We start from the raw sequence: 2,638 nt of genomic DNA, 5'->3' as shown, positions 1-2,638 counted from the left end.
AAGGGAACCGCCGGTGACAAGCCGGAGGAAGGCGGGGATGACGTCAAGTCCTCATGGCCCTTATGGGCTGGGCTACACACGTGCTACAATGGCGGTGACAGTGGGCAGCGAAGGCGCGAGCCGGAGCCAATCCCCAAAAGCCGTCTCAGTTCGGATTGCACTCTGCAACTCGGGTGCATGAAGGTGGAATCGCTAGTAATCGTGGATCAGCATGCCACGGTGAATACGTTCCCGGGCCTTGTACACACCGCCCGTCACACCATGGGAGTTGGTTTGACCCGAAGACGGTGCGCCAACCGCAAGGAGGCAGCCGGCCACGGTCAGGTCAGCGACTGGGGTGAAGTCGTAACAAGGTAGCCGTAGGGGAACCTGCGGCTGGATCACCTCCTTTCTAAGGATGCCGGTGGCTTGCTGCCGGCGTCGCACAGCTAAAGACGACCGGACGCTACCGCCTGTTGGCGGGATCGCCGTCCTGGTATCCCTTCCGATCGGATCCCGAGAGCAGCGGGCGGGCGCCAGGCGGCGCCCTGTCTGCCGTTGCGGGAGGTCGAGTTTTCGGGCCGTCGCTTGATTGGGGCCGTAGCTCAGTTGGGAGAGCGCGAGCTTTGCAAGCTTGAGGTCGCCGGTTCGATCCCGGCCGGCTCCACCAAGGGCCGGCATCGGTCGGGTGAGGGTCGCGGAGAAGCGGGAAGGCGAGAGAGGAAGGCGTGGCGCCCGGGATCGGGTCTGGTCGCGCCTTGCTGTGTCGCTTTCCGGGCGGAGGAGCGTTCCGCCGGAGAGGGCAAGTTGTTTGACATCGTCGAGAGTGGGCGTCCGGCTGCAGCCGGGCGGCGGGGAGAGCTCCTGCGAGGGAGGGATTCCAGGCCGCCGGCGAACCCTTTGGTCATGTCGACCGGGGTGAAGCGGTGCGGATGCGTCAAGTGTCGATCCTGATAACCAGGGTTACCAGTTGGGACGGCAGCCTGCTGAGGCCGGATGGAGCGATCCATCGGGTTTGGCGGTCGTCCGTAAAGAGGATCAAGCGCAAGTTAAGGGCATTCGGTGGATGCCTTGGCACCGAGAGGCGATGAAGGACGTGGCACTCTGCGATAAGCTACGGGGAGGCGAGAGCAGCCTTTGATCCGTGGATGTCCGAATGGGGAAACCCGGCCCTTTAGGGTCATCTCCGCAAGGAGAGGCGAACCCGGCGAACTGAAACATCTCAGTAGCCGGAGGAAAGGAAATCAAACGAGACTCCGCTAGTAGTGGCGAGCGAACGCGGACTAGCCCAGTGGCCACTTGAAGATGTACCGGAAGCGTCTGGAAAGTCGCGCCAGAGCGGGTGACAGCCCCGTACGGGAAGCAGCTTCTTGTGGTCCTCGAGTAGGGCGGGACACGTGAAATCCTGTCTGAACATGGGGGGACCACCCTCCAAGGCTAAGTACTCCTCGGTGACCGATAGTGGACGAGTACCGTGAGGGAAAGGTGAAAAGCACCCCGACGAGGGGAGTGAAATAGATCCTGAAACCGGATGTCTACAAGCAGTGGAAGCCCGCGAGGGCGACCGCGTACCTTTTGTATAATGGGTCAGCGAGTTGATCTTTCAGGCAAGCTTAAGCCGCTAGGTGTAGGCGCAGCGAAAGCGAGTCTGAATAGGGCGTCTAAGTCTGAAGGATCAGACCCGAAACCGGGTGATCTAGCCATGGGCAGGCTGAAGGTGGGGTAACACCCACTGGAGGGCCGAACCCACGTCTGTTGAAAAAGACGGGGATGACCTGTGGCTAGGGGTGAAAGGCCAATCAAACCCGGAGATAGCTGGTTCTCCGCGAAAGCTATTTAGGTAGCGCGTCAGGTATCGCCCTCGGGGGTAGAGCACTGGATGGGCTAGGGGGGCGCGAGCCTTACCAAACCTAACCAAACTCCGAATACCGAGGAGCGTCGAGCCTGGCAGACAGACGGCGGGTGCTAAGGTCCGTCGTCGAGAGGGAAACAGCCCAGACCGCCAGCTAAGGTCCCCAAATCATGGCTAAGTGGGAAAGGATGTGGGAAGGCCAAGACAACCAGGAGGTTGGCTTAGAAGCAGCCATCCTTTGAAGAAAGCGTAATAGCTCACTGGTCTAGTTAAGCCGTCCTGCGCCGAAAATGTACCGGGGCTCAAGCCATGTACCGAAGCTGCGGATCCGAGCTTGCTCGGATGGTAGCGGAGCGTTGCCTAGGCCGGTGAAGCCGGACCCGCGAGGGCCGGTGGAGGTATGGCAAGTGCGAATGCTGACATGAGTAGCGACAAAGCGGGTGAGAAACCCGCTCGCCGCAAGTCCAAGGGTTCCTGCGCAAGGCTAATCCGCGCAGGGTGAGCCGGCCCCTAAGCCGAGGGCGAAGGCCGTAGGCGATGGGAACCAGGTCAAGATTCCTGGGCCCGCGGGTGGTGACGGATGGCAGGTGTCGTACGGGCTTATCGGATTGCCCGTGCGGCTGAGCCGTTCCAGGAAACAGCCCCCGCAAATGGACCGTACCCTAAACCGACACAGGTGGACTGGTAGAGTATACCGAGGCGCTTGAGAGAACTGTGCTGAAGGAACTCGGCAAATTACCCGCGTAACTTCGGGAGAAGCGGGCCCCGTTTCTGGGCAACCAGGGGCGGGGGGCACAGACCAGGGGG

At 61.3% G+C, this 2,638-nt stretch carries 1 tRNA gene and 2 rRNA genes; all 3 read left to right on the top strand.

Annotation, left to right across the window (positions count from 1 at the left end):
* Window positions 1-391: ribosomal RNA gene (locus B9O00_RS31965) — 16S ribosomal RNA — on the top strand; the annotation flags it as partial.
* Window positions 392-573: 182 nt separating this feature from the next.
* Window positions 574-649 (top strand) — tRNA-Ala (locus tag B9O00_RS31960).
* 372 nt (window positions 650-1,021) lie between these two features.
* Window positions 1,022-2,638, top strand: a 23S ribosomal RNA gene (locus tag B9O00_RS31955); the annotation flags it as partial.

The sequence above is a fragment of the Tistlia consotensis USBA 355 genome (assembly GCF_900177295.1).
Lineage (GTDB): Bacteria > Pseudomonadota > Alphaproteobacteria > Kiloniellales > DSM-21159 > Tistlia > Tistlia consotensis.
Note: the sequence above shows the minus strand (reverse complement) of the source record. Positions and strands in the feature narration are given on the sequence as shown.